The organism is Pontiella sulfatireligans, assembly GCF_900890705.1.
Lineage (GTDB): Bacteria > Verrucomicrobiota > Kiritimatiellia > Kiritimatiellales > Pontiellaceae > Pontiella > Pontiella sulfatireligans.
The window spans coordinates 525,131-544,433 of record NZ_CAAHFH010000003.1 but is presented as its reverse complement, the minus strand read 5'-3'; the positions used below and the strand labels follow the sequence as shown (position 1 = coordinate 544,433).

Here is a 19,303-nt window from a genome sequence, read left to right as displayed (position 1 = left end):
TCCTGTTTTTTGTTATTGTATCTTCTGTTTCAGAAGAGCAGTCGTTTCTCTTTGCTTTTTGGCGAATAATTTCTATTTTCAGCCGTCGCTGTTCAATACGTTCGATTGTTTCGTTTTATTAGGGGTTTCGGGCTCTTTGTTTTTCGTGATTTGTTGTCATATCCGCTTCGATGCATTGAGTTGGTATTTTTATTGACTAAAATCAGATATAAAATAAGGTGCTTTCATATTTGGAGGCAAAAACATGGCTAATGAAATCATGGAAGGCGGGCAGGCGATTATCCGGTGCCTGGAAAGTGAGGGAGTTGAATACATATTCGGCTACTCCGGCGGAGCGGCGATTCCAATTTTCGACGCGCTGGTTACAACCAACACCAAGATTAAGTTTATTCTGGTTCGTCACGAGCAGGGCGCGGCCCATATGGCCGACGGCTATGCGCGCGCCACCGGCAAGCCGGCCGTGGTGCTCGTTACCAGCGGCCCCGGCGCAACCAACACGCTTACGGGCATCATGACCGCCCATATGGATTCGGTTCCAATGATTGTCCTGACCGGGCAGTCGGTTTCGTGGATGCTCGGCAAGGATGCCTTCCAGGAAGCGGATATTTTCGGCATCACCATGCCGGTGGTGAAGCACTCCTATATGGTGAAGGATCCCAACGATATTCCGCGCATTGTCCGCGAGGCGTTTCATGTTTCCACCACCGGCCGTCCCGGTCCGGTGTTGATCGATATTCCAAAGGATATCAGCGGCGGCCCATGTACGGCCGATCTGCACGCCGAAATGGATCTGCCAGGCTATCGTCTCGATTTTAGTGTAGACAACGACATCATTCACGAAATTGCCGAGGCGCTCTCGAAGGCCGAACGTCCGTTGATTCTCGCCGGACACGGCGCGATGATTTCCGGCGCAGACAATATTCTGAAGACGCTGGCTGAAAAGGCGCAGATTCCGGTTACGACCACGCTGCTGGGCAAGGGCGTATTCCCCGAAACCCATGAGCTTGCGCTGGGCATGCTGGGCATGCACGGAACCGCCTATGCCAATAAGGCCGTCTGCGAGTGCGACCTGCTGCTGAACATTGGGTCGCGCTTCGACGACCGTATTCTTGGCCAGCCTGCCGAGTTCTGCAAGAACGCCACCATCATCCACATCGACATCGATGCCACCGAAATCGGCAAGATGATCCAGCCGCAGATCGCCTGCGTGGCCGATGCCAAGACGGCGCTCGAAGAGTTGATCAAGCATGTGCCTGTTCTCGAGACCGCGGTCTGGCGCAAGCATCTCGATGGTTACAAGGCCAAGTATCCGCTGAAGTTCAAGCGGCAGGGCGGCCTCAAGATGCAGCACATCATTGATGAATTCTACAAGCTTACTGACGGCAAGGCCTGCGTGGCGACCGACGTTGGGCAGCATCAGATGTGGGCTGCGCAGTTCTATTTGAACGACAGCCGCTACAACTGGCTCAGCTCCGGCGGTGCCGGCACGATGGGCGTTGGCCTGCCGTACTGCATTGGCGCGGCCTTTGGGCGCCCGAACGACGTCAATGTTTGCTTCGTTGGCGACGGCGGTTTCCAGATGACCTTCTTTGAACTGGCGACGGCGGCGCTGCATAAGCTGCCGATCAAGATCGTGGTTTTGAACAACCATTATCTCGGCATGGTGCGCCAATGGCAGGAGCTGTTCTATGAAGACCGCACCAGCGGGGTGGATCTCGAGGGCAACCCCGACTTCGTCAAGCTGGCTGAATCGTTCGGCATCAAGGGTTTTAACCTGCGCCGCCCCGGCGATGTGAAGCGCGTGCTGCAGAGTGCGCTCGACTACAACGAGGGGCCGTGCCTGATCAACTGCGAAGTTGAGAAGACCGACAACGTGTTCCCGATGATTCCCGCCGGCGCGCCGATCGAGCATATGCTGATCGAGCCGCCGAACCGGAAACTCGAAAAGCCGACAGGATCCACCTAGGCCGTTTGGCGGCCCAGTGGCCGAAGGCCGGACGGTCGAAAGTCGAAGGTCTTTCGATCCGCGGGCGACCTTCGACCTTTGACCATGAGACCTTCGACCCTAAAACGGAGTTTTTAATATGCTGAATTCAGATAAAGCCATGCATACATTGAGTGTCTATGTTTCGAACAAGCCCGGCGCGCTTGCGCGCATTGCGCAGGTTTTTTCGCGCCGCGGGTTCAATATCGAGTCGCTGGTGGTTTCGCCGGCGGTCGATGGCCAGTTTTCGCGGATGACCATCAGCTGCAGCGGCGACCCGGACGGGCTCGACCAAATCATCAAGCAGGTCTTGAAGCTGATTGATGTGCTGCAATGCATCGACCATACCTACGACGAGTCGGTGATGAAGGAGATGGGGCTGATCAAAATTGCCGTCGACAGCGAAGGCCGTTCCGAGGCGCTGCAGATTGCCGAACACTACGGCTGCAAGACGGTCGACCTGACACCGGAATCGATGATTCTGCAGGTGGTGGGCAATCCTGATAAAATCGACGCGCTCGAAGAGATGATTGCCAAGTTTACGATCATCGAGTTCGTCCGCACCGGCAAGGTGGTGATGCAGCGCGGGCAGGAACCGACCTAGGGTTTCCCGCCATTGGAAGAGGTTGCGGGCAGGGGGATTCCCTCCTGCCCTTTTTTCGGCTTTAAGTCGCGTCGCCGCTCTTCATCAGCACCACCTGCTCGCTGGTGGTGTGGAAACGGTGGTCGACGCCCTTGTTTTCGGGCAGGCCGACAATGTTGATCAACTCTTTCATGAGAAACTTAAGGTGCTCGCCGCTGTTGTAGGCCAGATTGAGCATCTCAAGCTGGTCGTTGCTGACGCTGCCGACATAGCCGTGAATCATCATTTCCAGCGAGGCGTTGATTGCGGTGAGCGGCTGCATGAGTTCCTGCGCCACTTCAGAGATGCTGGAGAGCAGTTCTTTCCGGCTCATCACCTGGGCTTGGCCACCGATGGTGCCGGTGTCGCCGAGCTGTTTGGAGAGCGTATCGAGCTTTTCCCGGGTTGAATCGATGGTGTCGTCTAAATTCTCGTTGGCCTGACCGAGCAGATCCTTGAGCTCATTCTCGTTGCCATCCTTCGATTTCATCACGGATTCGAGCTTTTCAAATACGGTGGCCAAGGTGCTGAGTCCAGCGGCTATGGGCGGGTTTGCGCCTGCGTTGACTGCACCGCCGCTATCCACGACGATTTTCCGCCAGTCCGAAGAGGGGAATCCGGTGGTTTCGAGCAGGCTTTCCGCCACCAGAGAGCCGCGGCTTTGCAGGAACGACTGCAGCTGCTGCTTGTTTTCTTCAAGGCATTCGCGGTGTTCAACATATTGCCGTGCGGCCAGTTCAAAGCCGAGGCTTTCGTCCATTTCGCGAATGGCCTGAACGATCTGGCGATCAACCTCCGGGTTGGCTTCGCCAGCGAGGTCTCGCATTTTATCGAGCATGCTTTCCTCCAATAGCAGGAGGGCCTTCTGCAGGTCTGCTACGCCTTCCGTAGTCTGGAAGGCGGGTTGTTTGCGCAAGCCGTCGAAGGTGCGGCGCAGGCACCCGAGAACCACATCGCTGAGCGATTCGCCGGAGAGGGCCGAGGCGGCTTGGCGGATGGCCACCGATTCCATGATCATCTGACCGAGTCGCGCGGGGTCGGAGGCGGCTTCGGTCAGATCGTCGCCGACGGAGCCTTCGTCAGCCTCGATATCGCCTTTGAGGAACGCCACGATCTGCTCGACATGCACCGAACTTTCCTCGCCGGTTCCGGAGGAGGCATTATCCAGGGAATCGTCTTCCAGCACCAGCACGCCGTTACCGTCCATGCCGGCCAACTCGGAGTTGTTGGCCACGCTCTGGTCTTCGTGGACGGCCTTGAAGCTGACGTCTTCCGAGGCGATGTGTGATAGGCCGGACCGCTGCATTTCGTGGGCATACTCGTCGGCGTCGGAGCTCGACAGGATATTGGCGAGGTGGCCCAGCTCATCCTGTGTGGTGCCGCGCGTTATGCGAAGCCCGGTTATGCGCAGGCGGGTCAAGCGCCGCTCCAGCGATTTCAGCAGTGTGCCTTGGGCGAGGACGGGAACCTCATCAATGGTCAGCGCTCCGTTAAAGCTGCCGATGATCACTTTTTTACGTTCTATAAAGAGTTTCTGCATGGCATCGGCGGCGGCGGCCACTGCACGGTCGGCGGCCGGGTGGTTTTTACCATAGGTCGTGATCAGATTGATCGATCGGCCCAGCTCGTTAAGTGCGCTAAGTACGGCGGCATCTTCGATGGGGTTGAACATATGGTCTGCGTGTAGGTTTCCTGGTTGCATAAAGCCCCTGATTCTTGAAATTAGTTTTGATGTTTAAAGTCAAAGCATGAATCATGCCTAAACCGTTTTTCAAGGAAGGAAACGGCGCAAATCTGCGATGGGGGATTTGCATGAAATGCAACGCGTTACTTAAGCCGATTCGAGATCCGTCCAAAGCTCAACGCAGGGATGCTTGCCGAGGGCGATTCCGGCGGGAATGCTGTCGGGGCGAGATAAAAGCGTATTGATGATGCTTCGCTTCGATTCTCCCGTGACGAGCAGAACGATTTTTTCAATCCGCTTAAAAAAAGCAGGGGTTGCGCTGATGCCCTGCATGCCATCGGGCCGGTTGGTGTAGAGCGTTAAAGGCCCCGTATCCATCCGCGCCTGCTCTGGCGTAAACAATCCGGCGGTATGGCCGTCGGCGCCCATGCCGAGGAAGCCGAGATCCCCGGTTTCCATGGGTTGGAGACAGGCCTCGAACTGGCGGGCGGCCTGTTCAATCGGCAAGGAGGTGTCGATCCGGATAAAGCGGTCTTCGCAGGCGAGCGCCTTGAGCATCGGGTCAAGGTTGTGGGCGTTGTTATTTGGAGAATCGGCCGGCTCCATGCGGTCATCGCTGAGGAACAGGCGACGGTTGGGATGTACGGGGCAGGGGGCGGCCGCGAGCCGGTTATAGACGGCGTAGGGCGTTGAGCCGCCGCTGAGCATCAGGTTTCCGGGAGTCGAAAGGGTTTGGCGCAAAAGCTCCAGCATCTGGAGGGTCAGTGTTTCTATGGAGTTAAATCTATGCAACGTGATCATGGGCGGAAAGATAGCTGACTTGCTGTTAGAGTAAAGGACATAAAAAAACCGGCCAGAAGGCCGGTTGCGTGTTCCCGCATGGGGATTCTATTTTTCGGTGAGGTTCAGCTTGTTGCCGGAATCCACCCATTGCTGCAGAATGATCTTGCAGTATTTGCTGACCGAAAGGTGCATCGATTCTGCCCGTTTAGTAAGCTCATCCGCCATTTTCTTATTCATGTTGATGCCGATGGTCTTGTTGGACTCTTGTTTACTGGGTTTTTTGCTCATAATTACAGTCCTTTTAAAGTTCGTTAATCTATGTATAAATTAAATCGGTGATGGATTCAACTCTTTTTGTGAAAGGGATTCACTCGGCCGCATGTCGAATGGTCTCTTATCTTTTCAGAAGATGAACCCAGGAGCCAACCAACAGCAATGGCAGTGCCATCCTGCACAACATGAAGTTAGGTAAAGCGTCTCGGCTATGAACACTCAAGGTTGTAAAAACCCAATCACCGCGAGAACGAAGGACTTGCACGCCATGTCCTTCATCGACGCCCGGTTGCGGTTCTTTCCCGGAGCAAAGTTTGCCTACGCCTCACTGAACACACCAACAGCTTGCCCGCCTCGTACTGCTGTTCCGGTTAACCGCCCGTTTGCAGCCGGTGCAGGTGCTGGGCCGTATTGGGGCACAAATTCGGTAAGGCATGCGACCCTTCCGACGATGTCAGGCAAAACCCTAACCACTCCAGTCGGGATTCACGAGTCACAATTGGAAGGGGAATGGGCAGGAACGGGGGATATTGATGCGAAAGAATAGTGCTATAGAAAACAGAAGTGGTTGGCGCGGAAAGGTGTTGCCGGGCATCTTTGTCGTTACCGGGACGAATTAAGTAGGATTGAATCAGAAAAATCAAAGGATTGAGCGGAAGAGCGAGCAGAAAAAAAGCGATGGCTGGGCCATCGCTTTTTCTCAGGTCCGTCTGGTGGCTTAGACCATCTCGATCGGTGTGCGCTCCAGATGCCATATGTCGTCGCAGTAGTTCTGGATGGAGCGGTCGGACGAGAACCAGCCCATGCGGGCCACATTGAGGATGGCTTTTTCGGCCCACTTCGAAGGTGTTTCGTATAGCTTGTCGACTTTTTTGAAGCACTTGATGTAAGGCTCAAAGTCGGCGAGGTAGAAGTAAAAGTCGCCGTGCTCAGTGATGTCGTTGTAGATATCCTTGAACAGGTCGGGCTGCGTGGGATCGAAGATATTGTCGCGAATGGCTTCGAGCACGTTCTGCAGATCCTTGGACTTGTCCATGTAGGCCCACGGGTTGTAGCCCTTGGTGCGAAGCTCTTCAAGCTCCTCGGTGCGGTGGCCGAAGATGAAGATGTTTTCATCTCCCACATGCTGGGCAATTTCAACATTGGCTCCGTCGAGGGTGCCGACGGTCAGTGCGCCGTTCAACGACAGTTTCATGTTTCCGGTTCCGGAGGCTTCGAGGCCGGCGGTGGAGATCTGCTCGGAAATGTCGGCGGCCGGAATGATCTTTTCGGCCAGCGAGACATTGTAGTCGGGCAGGAAGACCACCTTGAGGCGGCCGGCCACATCCACGTCGTGGTTGATGACATCGGCCATGGAGTTGATCAGCTTGATCACCGATTTGGCAATTAGGTAGGCCGGCGCGGCTTTGGCCGCAAAGATAAAGGTGCTTGCCTGGATCTTGACTTTGGGATTCGCCTTGATCTTTTGGTAGAGGTAGATGATGTGCATTACTTTGAGCAACTGGCGCTTGTACATGTGCAGCCGCTTGATCTGAACATCAAACATTGAGTCGGGGCTGACATGCTCGCCGGTCAGCTCTTTAATGACTTTGCAAAGCTCCACCTTGTTGTCGCGCTTGATTTCCATGAAGCGCTTCTGAATGGCTTTGGTCTTGGCGAAGTCCTCAAACGTTTTAATGAGGGAGAGGTCCTTCTTCCATTCCTCGCCGATTTTATCGGAAATGAGACCGGTCAGTTCCGGGTTGGACTTCAGCAGCCAGCGGCGGTGTGTGATGCCGTTGGTGACATTGCAGAACTTGCCGGGGTAGACTTTGTCGAACTCCGGCATGGTTTTGGTGCGGAGCAGTTCAGAGTGCAGCGCCGAAACGCCGTTGACCTTGCTGCTGCCGACCACGCAAAGATTGGCCATGCGCACCTGCTGGTGAGGGCCTTCTTCAATGAGCGATACCGCGCGCATCAAGTCGCCGTCGCCGGGAAAGTTGATTTCCAGCTTCTGGAGGAAGCGGTGGTTGATTTCGTAGATGATCTGCATGTGGCGCGGAAGTACGCGCTGCAGGAGGTCGACCGTCCATTTTTCCAATGCTTCAGCGAGCAGGGTGTGGTTGGTGTAGCAGAAGGTGTTGACGGTGATATCCCATGCCTTGTCCCACGGCATGGCTTCTTCGTCGTGCAGGACGCGCATCAGCTCGACAATGGCAAGCGTCGGGTGTGTGTCGTTGAGCTGAACCACGTTCTTTTCGGCAAACTTGCTGAAGTCGTTGTGGGTTTTCTTATAGCGGCGGATAATGTCGCGTACGGAGCAGGAGGCCAGGAAGTATTCCTGAATGAGGCGCAGCTCTTTGCCGGCATAGGTGTAGTCGGATGGATACAGCACCTTGGTCACGTTTTCCGCCCAGTTTTTTTCTTCCACCGAACGGACATAGTCGCCTTGGTTGAAGACGTCGAGGCGGAAGCCTTCGGCCGGCTGCGATTTCCACAGGCGGAGCATGTTGACCGTGTTGACGCCGTATCCAATGATCGGAACATCGTAGGGGACGGCTTCGAACATCTGCCAGTCTTCCCAGACATCCACCGAGCCGCGGCCCGGAATAAAGTTTTTCTTCACGCGTCCGTAGACGCAAACCGGCAGCGTGTATTCCGGCCGAATCAGCTCCCATGGGTAGCCGTTGGCCAGCCATTCGTCGGGGCGTTCGCACTGCCAGCCGTTGTCGAACTCCTGCCGGAAGATGCCGTGTTCGTAGCGGATGCCGTAGCCGTAGGCCGGCAGTTCCATGGTGGCGAGCGAGTCAAGGTAGCAGGCGGCCAGACGGCCGAGGCCTCCGTTGCCGAGTCCGGCTTCGACGTCGAGTTCGAGAATTTCTTCAACCGTGATGTCGAGTTTCTTTAGCGCTTCTTTGGAGGTTTCCACGATGCCGAGTGCAACGACGTTGTTCGCCAGCATTTTGCCGATGAGGTATTCCATTGAAAGATAGTTGACGCGGCGGACGTCGTTGTCGAGGTACTTGCGCTGTGTGGCGATGAATCCATCCACGGCCATGTCGCGCACGGCGTGGGAAAAGCAGCTCATTTTATCGAAGGTCGTAGCGGCGCGGAGGTCTTTTCCCCGGCTGTATTTAAGGTGGAAAAGCGCGCGTTCAGCCAACAGGTCGGCGGTTATGCTTTCTTTAAAATGCTTCATTTTTTAAAATTCCTTTAGTTTGTTCACGTAAATCGCCTTTCTACTTAGCCCAGCGGGTAGGGGGATGCAAGCCCTCTTGGCATGAAAAAAAGAGCTTAGTGTTCTGCGTTCAGCAAAAGGCGCTTCCAAGGGAGTCCCGCAGAGAAACCGCCCATGTTTTCGTTCGCACCTACAATTCGGTGGCAAGGGAAGAAAAGCGGCGCTGGATTGCGTCCGCAGGCGTTGGCAACCGCCCGGCAGGCGCGGGGCCGTCCGACCGCCTTAGCGAGCTCGCCATAGGTTTTGGTTTGGCCTTTGGGCGTGTCGGCAATGGCCCGCCAAACCAGTTGCTGGAAACCGGTGCCCTTTAGTTTTACAGCGGGAGGGTTTTTCACGGTGCGTCCGGAAAAGACCGCTTCAATGAAGGCGCCCTCCGGTCCGGCGTCCTTTTCTAGAATGGCGAAGCCTTCGGCGGGTTCTTCTTCGAGAAAGGGCAGCGTGCAGTCCGTCACGGCACCGTCTTCCAGACATACGGTGATGACGCCCCATGTCGTTGTGCAATGGCGTTTGATTTTCATCGGATGGCGCTCGGTTCTATTTTTTAGGAATGACCAGCGTCTGGCCCACGCGCAGGTCGCCCGGCGATTTCATGCGGTCTCGGTTGGCTTCGTAGATTGGCTCCCATTCGTCGTTGCCGTAAAATTTCTGGGCAATCTTAGTGAGGTTGTCGCCGCCTTCAACATGGTAGATCTGGTGGGCGGCTGAATTTGAATTGACGGCTTGCGTTGCGCTTTTGGGGACTGTTTTCGTGACGGTCTGTTGTGCGGGCGTGACGGTTGCCGCGCTTTTCGGCTGCATGCCGGCCAACTGGCGCTTGAGCTCGGCGTTTTCGCGCTGGGCGGCCTGCAGCTGGCTGACGACCCGCTGCACATCCGGCGAGTTTTTGATGATGTTGTAGGCCAGCGCTTGCTCGATCTTTTGTTTCTGGTCGTTGATCAGTCCGGCCTTTTCGGAGTCCGGCCGCAGTTCAAGATAGCGGTCATAGTGATAGATGGCGTGGGCGTAGTCCGGCTTGTGCTGCTGGTAGATCGTGGCCAGCTGCAGATGCGGGCGGGCCATGCGCGGTTCGTTTTCGATGGCCTGCTTGAAGGCGTCTTCGGCTTTATTCCAGTCCTCGATATCCATATACGACTGCCCGGTCTTGACCAGCGGATCGCGCTCTTCTTTTTCGTCGATCGTTTTGGCGTCTTTGCTGCAACCGGCCAGCAACAGGGCCGCTATGAACAGGGGGAGGGGGCAGATTGTGCGCATGGTGTTATTCCTTTTCTTCGTTTAGGCAGGCCGGTCTGCTTCGTTTTCTCGAGCAGTTAATAGTTGGGAATATAGCCTGCGGCCTCGACAAATCCCGAACTAAATTTTTCGAATATTTCCCCGCTGGCGCCACGCGTCAGAAACAGGGCCTCAACATCTGGCTGACGCTCGACCCAGGGCAGGCCTTCGTCCGCGCCCATCACGAAGAGCGCCGTGGCCAAGCCGTCGGCATCCATGCAGTTCGGCGCAGCGACCGTCACGCTGGCCGTGTCCGAAAGCACGGCGCGGCCGGAGCGCGGATCGAGGATGTGGGAATAGACGACGCCGTCTTCAAGGATATAGTTGCGGTAGTCGCCCGAGGTGGCCACGGCGCCGTTGGTTATGTGGACGATGCCCTGCAGCTGTCCCTCTTCCATCGGGTTGGTGGTCGGCTTCTGAATGCCGATCTTCCACGGAACGCCGTCGGGGTTGGTTCCCTGAACCACCACTTCGCCGCCAATTTCAACAAACCAGTTTTCATAGCCGGAATCGGTCAGCGTGCTTGCCAGTTCGTCCACGCCGTAGCCTTTGGCAATGGCGCCGAGAGCGAGTGAGAGTTCGGGGGTGCTTTTTCGGAGGATGGGGCCGTCTTCGGCCGTCAGCTTGCGCCAACCGGTTTGCGCTTTGGCTTTGGCAATTGCGGCGTCGGCCGGAATCTGGCGCTCTGCGCCTTCGCTGCCGAATCCCCATAGATTGAGCAGGGGCTGCAGAGTGGGATCAAATGCACCGCCACTCGAACCCGAAAGCTCCAGCGCGCGCCCGACCACCGCGGCAAATGCATCCGAGCAGCGAAACGGTTCGGTGGAATCCGAATGGTTGAAGCGGGAAATCTCGCTCGCGGCATCCCAGGTCGACATCTGGCGATTGACTTCGGCCAGTTGTTGGTTGATGAGTTGCGTGAGCCGCTTAAGCTCGCGCTGCTTGACCGGGCCGGTAATTTTGACGCTGTACGTCGTGCCCATGGTTTCGCCCCAGTGCGCGGGGTTTTCAATGGTGGGCGAGCGCCAATAGCTGCCGATGCCGAGCACCAGCACCAGCACCAGCCCGGCGATCATTTGGATCACTTTCTTGCGCGTCATCAGACCTTGGCCACCAGCTCGATTTCCACCAAAGCGCCTTTGGGCAGGGCGGCGACTTGTACGGTGGAGCGCGCTGGAGCATTGGCCTCGCTGAAATATTCCGCATAGATGGTGTTGAGTTCGGGGAAGTCGGTCATGTCGGCGAGGAATACGGTGGTTTTGATGACGTCTTCGAGCGTGCTTCCCGCCTCCTCCAAAACCACTTTAAGGTTTTCGAGCACTTGAATCGCCTGTTCGCGGATGCCTCCAGACACCAGCAGGCCGGTGGCGGGGTCGATCGGGATTTGGCCCGAGGTGTAGAGCAGGTGGCCGCTTTTGACGGCTTGATTGTAGGGGCCGATCGGCGCCGGCGCGTTTTCGGTATTGATGATATGCTTCATAGGTGGCTCCTTTTTTTACTGTAGCGGCTAGTGCATGAAAAAGTTGGTGGCGCGTTCAATGCCGACGGTGGTGTCCGGCCCGTGGCCGGGGAAAACGCGTACTTCGTCGGGCAGCTGTTTGAGTTTGTTCAGCGAATCTTTCAGTTGGCGCGGGCTGCCTCCGGGCAGGTCGGTGCGTCCGCAGGAGCCTTTGAACAGCGTGTCGCCGGCAATCATGATGCGTCCTTCGGGAAAGAGGATGCAGCAGGATCCGGGGGTGTGCCCCGGTGTTTCCAGGCATTGGAACTTCAGGTCGGAAAAGGTCCAGTCTTTGGCGCTTTCCAGACGCAGGGCATCTTCGACGTCCGGGCGTCTGGGAACGGGGTAGTGGGGCTCAATCTGGTTCATGTCGCCGAACGCCCACGACCAGTCGCCGGAGTGCATGGCAACGGGGGCGGGGTGCTTGGCGTGCACCTCGGCGAGTGCATTGATGTGGTCGGCGTGGCCGTGCGTGCAGATGTAGGCCTCGACCTCCAAGCCGTGCTTTTCGAGCGCTTGGAAAATGAGCGGGGCGTCCTGGCCGGGATCGAGCACCAGCGCCCGCTTGGCTTTGCCCCAGACGATGTAGCAGATTTCTTGAAAGGCGCCGGTTGTGATTGCGTCGAGGTTCATTTCGCTGCTCTGGTTAGTTCTTTGCCGCGCCCGGCTTTCGGGTATAGGCGCAGTTGATCACCATGTTGCCTTTAAGCTTGCCGGTGCTTTTGCCGACCGGGGTGACGTTGAGGGTGCGCACGTCGTAGCGGACGCCTTGCTGCTGCAGGTCGGCCAGAAAGTTCACCATCGACTCGAGGGTGCCTTCCCAGGTGCAGTTGATGCCAAGTTCGAAGAGGTCGCCGGTCGGCTTTTCGTTGTAGGGTTGGCTGCGGTTGATGACGAGGCCGTGCTTGCTGGAGATCGATTTGATGGTTTTCATCAGCGCTGGGGACACGGATTTTTGTTTGGAGTCGAACGCCCGCAGTTCTTTTTGAAGCGCGTTCAAGTCGTCCAGCCAGTCTTCCTGCATTTTAATGGCGTTCTGGTGCAGGCTGATTTGCTGGTTGAGTTTTGCTATCTCGTTTTTCTTGGTATGCCAAGCATCAATTTTGCTGTCGATGATGTACCACGTTGCGCCGGCGAGCACGCAGGCGAGCGTGGCCACGCCCAGAATCATTTCGCGTTGAGTAATTTTCATTTGTCTTCCTCCTCAGCCGGCAGCACCAGCGTAACCGAAAAGACGGCGCGCCGCACGCCTTTGGTCGTTTTGGTGTTCACCGACTGGTCCTTGAGCCGTTCGAACAGCGTTGACTTGGTGAGTTTGACAAAAAAGTCGTTAACGAGGTCGTCGTTGGCGGCCGTGCCGCGCAGGGTCGCCCCTTTGCCTTTGCTGTAGTTGTAGGAAACAAACTCGATGTCGCCGGACGGTAGCTGGCTTGTGACTTCGCGGAGGCATTCCAGTGCGGAATCAGAGCGGTCGGTGTAGACCTTGAGCGCCTTGAGCTTCTTGCGGTTCTGCAACGCCTGGTTGGCGGCAGGAGCAATGGCGTTGGCGCGGCCCTGCACGCCGGCGAGCTTGAGGTCGCGTGTCTTGTAGATGCCGAAGAAGATGAGCAGGACGAAGATCCAGACGGCGGCGATGGCGGAGGAAATGAGGGTGAACTTTTTGCGCAGCATCACGCGGTTTTCATGGTCGATCCATTCGCGCGGAATCAGTTCGATGTGGCTTTCGGTTTTGAGCGCGCGCTGGATGATGCCTTCGGAGAGTGGCGGCAGGGCGCTGAGTTCGCCGCAGTGGATGGCGAGTCCGGTTTTGGCCGTGAGTTTGGCCTGCAGCGGTTCCGGCACGCCGTTGAAGCTCCAGAACTGAATGGCTTCTGGCGTCTCCAGGACGTGTTCGCCGTCGAGCATCGTGAGCGTGTAGTTTATTTCGTAGGCCAGTTCGTCCACGACGTTCATGTCGTCGAGTTGGGCATGCAGGGCGCGGAACGCCATCGGCAGGCCGTCCGAGAGGACGGCCAGAGAAAAGTCCATGCCGTCGTCTACGATCAGGATTTCGCAGCCGGTCTTGGCCAGTTCGCCGTGTTCGCGGATCAGCTGCATCCATCCGAGGATGCTGGCGTCGATGCTGTGGATGTGGACGCCGTGCCGGCTGAATGTGTCGCCGATGGCGTCGATGCATTCGCGCTTGGCGGCGGCCATGAGCACGGTTGCGCTGTTCTCTGAAAAGTGCAGCACTTCGTGCGCGATGGCGAGCTGGTCGGCGGGGAAGGGGGAGGCCTTGTCGATTTGAAAGCCGACCATGTCGGCAATTTCCTGAGGGTCCGCCGTGGGGAACTCCATGGTTCGCATCAGCAGTTCGGAGGTGCGCATTGCTACGGTGATGTCGCCCTTGAGATGCTCGGCAATATCATCCGGCAACACGAGTTTGTCCAGAATTTCGGCGGCGGAGCCGTCAGGGATCGACAGCGGGAGAGCACCGTGCTGTGCGGGTTCCGGACCGTCCGCCTTGATCTTCAGGCTGGTCCATTCTATGCCGTTCTCAGTACGGCAGGTCGCCGTTATCATCTTCTCGCGTATTCGCATTTTTCTTAACCGGTCCTTCGCTCCAGTAAACCACCATTGAGTCTTTGTTCTGCACCAGGAAGATGCACTCGATTTGATACTGGGTGCCGTATATATCGCCAATAGAAGTTACCTTCACAAACTCACTTTGCAATTTAAATTTATTGGGATCGGCCCCGACGTCGGCCAGACTCTTGATTCCATCGTCGATCGTTCCGTCTTCGCCGTCTTCGCCTTTGCGGGCTTCGAAGACGCTTTCGAGCTCCCAGTCTTCATATTCCGCATAGCTGAGCAGCAGGTCGGCGCTGGCGGTGTTGAGGTTCACCTTGCCGTCGCCCCAAACCGTGAGGATGTCGGCAATCGGGTAGATCTCGTCGCTGTCTTCATCGGCGGGCTTGCCGTAGAGGATGTCCGGTCCCCAGTTTTTGATGAGCAGCAGCTCCTCGATGCTGTCGAGCGGGCCGTTTTTTACGGGATAGCCGCGCTCCTCGTAGAAGGGGTCGTCGGACTCTGCGCCGTTGAGTCCGTGAAGGTCGCTTTCATCGATCCAGTCCTCGAGGCAGTCGATCATGGCATCCCAGTCCGTCGAGGGAATGTTGGCAATTTCAAATATGCCGATCCACTGGTCGCGGGTGAGCGTGTTGACGTTGCGGCCTCCTTCGGCCGATTCGAGGGTGACGGAGAAGGAGCCGTCGCCGAGCTCGATGGTGGAGGTGGTGGAAAGGCCGCGTTTGACAAACAGCGCCGCCTGCATGAAGCCGTCTTTGTCCTCATCGAGGTCTTCGATTTCGAGCTCTTTGGCGTCTTGGCGCTGGTCGAGGATGGCCTTGGCGTATTCCAGCCCGGAAAGCGCCATCATTTCGGCGCGGAATCTTTTGCGTTTATACGAAACCAGCATGGATTCGAGCTTCACCTCGAAGGCGAACGAGCCGACGATCAGCGACAGGATGATCAGCACCCACAGCGCCACGATCAGCGCGGCGCCGTTTTTCTTCGTGTAATCATGATGGGAGGGATGCTTGCTCATCGGTTTTATTTTGCTCCGCCGATTGTGATGCTGTTGTTGCCACCGCCGGAGTTTCCGGTACTTCCGCTGCTTTGATCGGTAGAGGAGGGGCTTCTCAGTTTGGCTTCGACGGACCGGGCAACGGGAATATCGATGACCCGTGCAAACTCTATCGGCTCTTCGTCTTCATCGTCGGATACAACAAAGACCGTCAGCAGGATGCGCTCGGGAACGGAATTCTCCTTTTCCCATTCTTCGGTCCAGTCTTCGGCTTCGTCATCCCAGAAGAGAACTTCCAGTCCTTGGACCGCGCGCGACGCCAACTCGGGCTCGGCGTCGTATTCGTCTTCAAAATCTTCGTCGTTTGCAATGGCCGGCATGGCGATGACGAACAGGGCGGGGTTTCCGCGGTCATCGTCGTCGATGAGCAGCTTGATCCGGTGCGGGCCGTCGGTGAAGGGGGAGTATTCCGGCATAAAGGCGCCACTGGAGGTTACAAAGCTGATCTCGTCGGCCGGCAGTCCGGCGGAGGTGTTTTTTTCAACCTTGAAGGCATAGGTTTTGCGGGGATTGTTGAAGTAGATGGTGGAGTTGATTGCCGAAACAAGCTGGTTCATCGCAAAATCGCCATGCTTCATGCCGTCGATGACTTCGGTGCCGCGCTTCCACGCACGGATCGTGCCGCTGAAGGCTTGGAAGGCCACCGACAGCGCAATCGTCAGCACCACCATCGCCACGATTACTTCCAGCAGCGTGAAGGCTCGCTTTTGTTCTATATTCAGATTTTGAGTTTTGAGTTTCACGGTTCTAGAATTCTTTGCTGATGCTTTCTGCGTCGGGCGCATACTTATAGGTGGTGATTTCCTCAAAGGCGTCGCGGCCGCGCTCCGACCATTGAATGCGCGTGGTTACAAAAAACAGGCCGGGACGCTCCTCTTCATCGACCATTAAAATGTCGCGCATCCAGACATAGCCGTCGACATCCTCGAAATCGCCCGATTCGGACAGTTCTGCCATATCGACGCTTTCAATGGGGTGTTCGATGTCGACGCGCCGGATCAGGCCGCGGGCCACCTCCCGGTTGCGGGCGGTCCGCACCACGGCCAGGCAGCGCGTCATGGCCACCATCATGGAGGTTACGCCTATACTGAGGATCAGCATGGCGACAAGAACCTCGATCAATGTCAGGCCTTTTCGGGATGGGGAAGTGCGTTTCATAATCAGAATTAAACAATCCCAGTTCGCATGGGTTAAATAAAGACAAACATCGCCCGCTTTTTATTGCCTTCAAATATATGTCAGCACAATTTAGGACGGATGTGCTTGAAGATCAATCGATCCTCGCGACCTGTGGGAGGTTGTCGAAGTGCGTGACTCGGGAATAAAGGAGAAGGTCATGCAGGATAGCGAGCGCCGCGATCCAAATATCGTTTGTCGGAAGAGGGGTTCCCTGGAGCTGAAGCTGGGCGAATCGTGTATTGAATGGTTTCTATTCCCTTCATGCATGCATATCAAGAATGCACCGTGGTTTAGTCCAGACTCAGGTCGCCGTGGATGCGCAGGTGGTGGCGCTCGTTGTCGATGTGGAGCGTTTTTCCGGGAAAAGCGAGAGGGAGCTTTTCGCTGAGCAAGGCTTTCACTTTCTCATTCATTTCGCTCGTCAGTTCCAGAGGCACGCGCTGGAGGGTGGACAGGCGGACTTCAACCACATAGCCGGGGCCGAACTTCGAGCCGAAGCCGGCGGAGTAGGAGGCGCCCACATTGAAGAGGCCGTCCATTTCGGGATTGGAGGTGGTGCCCTCGCTGGAGCGGGAGGGGTGCAGGTTAAAGCGGTTGCTGTACTGCTTTTCAAGCTCAGCGTCGATTTCGTCGAAGACGCTTTTGAGCTTCTTTTCCCATGCTTTGGCTTTTTGGTGTCTCATAACGAGTAAAAAAATAGGATCGAGAGGGGAAACTCAAGCCGGATGTTGGGATTTAAATGAAGTCACATCTGATCAAACTATGATTACCCCAATTGTTTCAAAAACGCTTTATGAGTATATCGCAAACCGGGCCGGTTGCATAAGAGTTGCTTGCGATAAAATTTTTACATATTCCTGGTTGTTAGGTGCTTATACTTTGGTTTGCTGATAAAAAGACGAAATGATGCGCGGCATTAAAACCTGTTTCAATGCGACAGGCTCTATCCATGGCCGCATCATACCCTGAACCGTCGCAACGGCTACTGTGGCTATCGCAAAAGGCATCCTTTAGCATAGATTGAGCTAGTTGCCTGTTTTGTTGTCGAAGAAGTGTTGGGAGGAGGGGATAAAAAAGGGTTGCTGTCCAGTTTCCTGAAAGCAACCCTTTCGGAGGACATCCAATCCGGAAGGTTCCGGATTGGATGATTTTCTTAGATTGAAAATTTGCCCGGTTCAATTTCGTCGCCGAAATCAGCCTGGGCTTTTTCAATGGTTGCAATTTCTTTTTCCCAAGCTTCAAAGATGGTGGACGGGCAGTTTGCATCCATTTTCTTGAAGTATGCGGTCGAACGTTGCAGTTTTTCGATCCATTTGGAACAACGGAAGGTGAACTGGTAGGTGTACTCGGGCAGGGTGTAGTCCAGATCGAGGTACTTTTTGAAGAGAACCTTCAAATCCTCGAAAAGGGGAATTTTACCAGTCGGAGTATCGAGGGTTTCATATTCGCCGTGGATTCTTCCTTCCGCCCAGTGCAACCAAACTTTCTTGGCCAGTTTGTCGGTGCAGAATTTACCTTCTTTGGTCCGCAGAAAGTAGTTGGTCGAAAATACCTTCGGAGTCTGATCAACGCTTTTTCCGAAAGCAATGTTGTTCATGGTGTACTCACCCAAAGGATAAGAAACGAAGTCCATATTCGCCATTGGGCTCGGGTTTCTAACGCCTTCTTTTCCGAGGGTGGCCGAGGTGGTTTCGGATTCAAGCGTACATGCTTTAATCAGAATTCCGGCTTCCCAAGAGGCGGATTCTTCAACCGGAACGCAGGTGTCGCTGTCGCGTCCGCCGTAAAGGATGCCGTCGACTTTGACGCCTGTTTTGGCTTCAAAGCCTTTTTTGTCGTAATTCTCGAGGTAGTCGAGTCGCATGGTGTAGCGGGCGTTTCCATGAGCAACTGGAATGACGTTTCCTGCCGCATCGGTCTTGCCTTCTTTCCAGTCGGATCCGGAGTGATTGTCACCTTCATTGGGCGTTTCAAGGCCTGAGCCGAGCCAGTAGGGCTGATTGTCGGGTCCGCGCAGTACGTTGGAGAAAATCAATTCCTGATCGCGCATGAGATTGGCGAAAATGACCGGGTCGTCTTCTGTATTGACGTCTTTGATGATTCCGAAGATGCCCTGTTCAACGTTTACGCCGCGGAATTCACCGTCGATGTTGCGGAAGTAGGCGATGTCATCGCCGACGATCTGTTCGCCGGGAATCATGGCCGTGGATGTTTTTCCGCAAGCGGAAGGATAAGCACCTGCAAAGTAGGTCTTTCTTCCTGCTTCTTCGTTGAGGCAAGCCATGAGGAACATGTGTTCGCAGAGCCAGCCTTCTTGTCCGGCTTTATTGATGGCCAAGCGCATGGAATGTTTTTTCAGGCCGATGGAATTCCCGGCATACTGATCATTCATGGAGTAGACAATGTTGTTCTGCGTGTCCATGTAGATTCTGCGCTGATCGATGTTCTTCGTGCAGTTGCGTTCATCGAGTTCACCCGCAGAGTGGACGAATTTGAAGAATTGTTTATCGTCTGCCGCCATGCTTTTGAAATGCTCATAGGCTGGGCGGTAGAGAATGGATTCGGAGTGGGCAACGTACCAGGAATCGGTGAGCTGAACGCAAGGCATGGTGAATTCAGAGAACGCGGGGCCTTCGCAGAAGAATTTAACGACGACCTCTTTGCCTGCCATGATATTTTTGGAGATGCCCATGATCTCTTCTTGTCCGGCTTCGAATTCCACGGAATTAAGAGATTTCATCTTCTCGAGATTCTCTTTGTAAACCATGTATTTTGTGTTCACTTTATCGCGTGCTTGATCGGCATAGCCATCCCAATGAATGGTTTGGCCGTTTTTCGCGAGCTGGAATTCCTCGCCGAGTTCAAGGGCTTTGGATTTGATGTATTCTTCATCCGTCTTGCTGTCATTGCAAACATAGATGGAGGCAGGGTTGCAGTGGCCTGCGAATAGGCCAACAAAGTCAATGACTTCGTTGTTTCCGAGAGCGATCAGTTTTTCATAGCTCTCAGCATTCATTTTGCTTTTGAGTAATTCTGTATATTTTGAATTCATATTAATCTCCTTTGAGTCAAAATTCATAATGCGGGGCACTGTATTCATATTTTCAGGGCGTCGCAAGAGGAGAAGAGCTTTTTTAGCTAAACTAGTAAATTGAGGTAGACTGAAAAT

Annotated in this window: 18 protein-coding genes; 2 read left to right on the top strand and 16 right to left on the bottom strand. The window is 55.3% G+C overall.

Annotation, left to right across the window (positions count from 1 at the left end; genetic code table 11):
- Positions 1–244: 244 nt before the first annotated feature.
- Both ilvB and ilvN read left to right on the top strand, forming a co-directional pair.
- Positions 245–1,966, top strand: coding sequence for a biosynthetic-type acetolactate synthase large subunit (gene ilvB, locus SCARR_RS26675; protein WP_136065563.1), 1,722 nt, complete (start codon positions 245–247; stop codon positions 1,964–1,966).
- A gap of 118 nt (positions 1,967–2,084) precedes the next feature.
- Entirely contained in the window at positions 2,085–2,588 is a 504-nt protein-coding gene (ilvN, locus tag SCARR_RS26670; RefSeq protein ID WP_187356393.1) for an acetolactate synthase small subunit, read from the top strand.
- Positions 2,589–2,649: 61 nt separating this feature from the next.
- Here ilvN and SCARR_RS26665 read toward each other — a convergent pair whose 3' ends face one another.
- The 16 genes from SCARR_RS26665 to SCARR_RS26590 all read right to left on the bottom strand — a co-directional run bounded on the left by SCARR_RS26665 (position 2,650) and on the right by SCARR_RS26590 (position 19,186).
- Positions 2,650–4,308: a hypothetical protein gene (locus tag SCARR_RS26665; protein WP_136065561.1), complete on the bottom strand. Its 1,659-nt coding sequence runs from the start codon at positions 4,306–4,308 to the stop codon at positions 2,650–2,652.
- Positions 4,309–4,437: 129 nt separating this feature from the next.
- The gene (locus tag SCARR_RS26660; RefSeq protein ID WP_168433647.1) at positions 4,438–5,082 is read right to left on the bottom strand and encodes a 6-phosphogluconolactonase; all 645 of its coding nucleotides are present in this window, start codon (positions 5,080–5,082) and stop codon (positions 4,438–4,440) included.
- Between the two features lie 96 nt (positions 5,083–5,178).
- On the bottom strand, positions 5,179–5,361 hold the full coding sequence (locus tag SCARR_RS26655; protein WP_136065557.1) for a hypothetical protein: 183 nt from the start codon (positions 5,359–5,361) through the stop codon (positions 5,179–5,181).
- 703 nt (positions 5,362–6,064) lie between these two features.
- On the bottom strand, positions 6,065–8,524 hold the full coding sequence (locus SCARR_RS26650; protein ID WP_136065555.1) for a glycogen/starch/alpha-glucan phosphorylase: 2,460 nt from the start codon (positions 8,522–8,524) through the stop codon (positions 6,065–6,067).
- Between the two features lie 95 nt (positions 8,525–8,619).
- Positions 8,620–9,081 (bottom strand): methylated-DNA--[protein]-cysteine S-methyltransferase, encoded by a 462-nt coding sequence (locus SCARR_RS26645; RefSeq protein WP_136065553.1) that lies wholly within the window; start codon positions 9,079–9,081, stop codon positions 8,620–8,622.
- 16 nt (positions 9,082–9,097) lie between these two features.
- The gene (locus SCARR_RS26640) at positions 9,098–9,814 is read right to left on the bottom strand and encodes a LysM peptidoglycan-binding domain-containing protein (RefSeq protein WP_136065551.1); all 717 of its coding nucleotides are present in this window, start codon (positions 9,812–9,814) and stop codon (positions 9,098–9,100) included.
- Positions 9,815–9,870: 56 nt separating this feature from the next.
- Positions 9,871–10,932 (bottom strand): FAD:protein FMN transferase, encoded by a 1,062-nt coding sequence (locus SCARR_RS26635; protein WP_136065549.1) that lies wholly within the window; start codon positions 10,930–10,932, stop codon positions 9,871–9,873.
- Complete coding sequence (locus tag SCARR_RS26630) at positions 10,932–11,312, bottom strand: RidA family protein (protein ID WP_136065547.1); 381 nt, start codon at positions 11,310–11,312, stop codon at positions 10,932–10,934. Before SCARR_RS26630 ends, SCARR_RS26635 begins: the two co-directional genes overlap by 1 nt.
- Before the next feature lie 27 nt (positions 11,313–11,339).
- Complete coding sequence (locus SCARR_RS26625; protein WP_136065546.1) at positions 11,340–11,963, bottom strand: MBL fold metallo-hydrolase; 624 nt, start codon at positions 11,961–11,963, stop codon at positions 11,340–11,342.
- 13 nt (positions 11,964–11,976) lie between these two features.
- Positions 11,977–12,522, bottom strand: a complete 546-nt coding sequence (locus SCARR_RS26620) for a GspMb/PilO family protein (protein ID WP_136065544.1) — start codon at positions 12,520–12,522, stop codon at positions 11,977–11,979.
- Positions 12,519–13,910, bottom strand: a complete 1,392-nt coding sequence (locus tag SCARR_RS26615; RefSeq protein ID WP_136065542.1) for a PilN domain-containing protein — start codon at positions 13,908–13,910, stop codon at positions 12,519–12,521. Before SCARR_RS26615 ends, SCARR_RS26620 begins: the two co-directional genes overlap by 4 nt.
- Positions 13,867–14,916: a type II secretion system minor pseudopilin gene (locus SCARR_RS26610; protein ID WP_136065540.1), complete on the bottom strand. Its 1,050-nt coding sequence runs from the start codon at positions 14,914–14,916 to the stop codon at positions 13,867–13,869. The genes SCARR_RS26615 and SCARR_RS26610 overlap by 44 nt, the downstream gene beginning before the upstream one ends.
- Before the next feature lie 5 nt (positions 14,917–14,921).
- On the bottom strand, positions 14,922–15,698 hold the full coding sequence (locus tag SCARR_RS26605; protein WP_168433646.1) for a type II secretion system protein: 777 nt from the start codon (positions 15,696–15,698) through the stop codon (positions 14,922–14,924).
- A gap of 4 nt (positions 15,699–15,702) precedes the next feature.
- The gene (locus SCARR_RS26600; protein ID WP_136065536.1) at positions 15,703–16,113 is read right to left on the bottom strand and encodes a type IV pilus modification PilV family protein; all 411 of its coding nucleotides are present in this window, start codon (positions 16,111–16,113) and stop codon (positions 15,703–15,705) included.
- A 311-nt stretch (positions 16,114–16,424) separates the two neighbouring features.
- Positions 16,425–16,817, bottom strand: a complete 393-nt coding sequence (locus tag SCARR_RS26595) for a hypothetical protein (RefSeq protein ID WP_136065534.1) — start codon at positions 16,815–16,817, stop codon at positions 16,425–16,427.
- 470 nt (positions 16,818–17,287) lie between these two features.
- On the bottom strand, positions 17,288–19,186 hold the full coding sequence (locus SCARR_RS26590; RefSeq protein ID WP_136065532.1) for a phosphoenolpyruvate carboxykinase (GTP): 1,899 nt from the start codon (positions 19,184–19,186) through the stop codon (positions 17,288–17,290).
- Positions 19,187–19,303: the final 117 nt, after the last annotated feature.